This window comes from Vibrio sp. 378 (genome assembly GCF_033339435.1).
In genome coordinates this window covers 1-586 of sequence record NZ_JAWOUO010000864.1, presented here as the reverse complement: position 1 = coordinate 586, position 586 = coordinate 1, and the positions used below count along the sequence as shown (strand labels likewise).

Sequence of the window (586 nt, the reverse complement as noted above, 5' to 3'; positions counted from 1 at the left end):
TGAGGCGTAAATCGTTGTTAAATCCAATTGTCGCGCCAAAATAGTCTCTATCAATGATGGTGATGGCTTTATATGTCTGCTGCCCTTGAGTCACCACTAGCAGCAATGGCTCATCTAGACCGTTTATCTGGCCGAAGGTTAAGGCATGATTGGGCCTGAAGGTTAAGTATTCAGAAAGCGGTTTGGATAAGTGTCCAAGCTTCGATGAGCAAATGATCTCATCGCCTTTGACAATGAGCATTTCATCGATGTCTCGCTCAAACATCAAGTTTTGCTGCAACTGCTCACACCGTTCTGGATGAATAAGCGCAGTTCGGTTTTCAGTCTCAATTTGAAAGAGAATTTCATCCGCGATTTGTATGTTCTTTTCGAGCAAGTGATCGAGGTTACTTTGCACACTCTCGTGTGCCAAATACAAAACCTCCGCAAATACCAAAGGAAGTGGCAGAAAAAAGATAGCAGCTTTCTTAAGAAGCATTTTATTCAGCATATAAAAGCGACCTTTTATAAACCGATTGACTCAGATGGTATCGAGAAAACGATACCCACCAGCAACTCACGTTTACAATATTATTCATTAGATTTA

Annotated in this window: 1 pseudogene; it reads right to left on the bottom strand. The window is 41.3% G+C overall.

Annotated elements, in window-relative coordinates:
• Positions 1 to 490 (bottom strand): annotated as a pseudogene (locus tag R7Q48_RS29290) (EAL domain-containing protein); the annotation flags it as partial.
• Positions 491 to 586 lie beyond the last annotated feature (96 nt).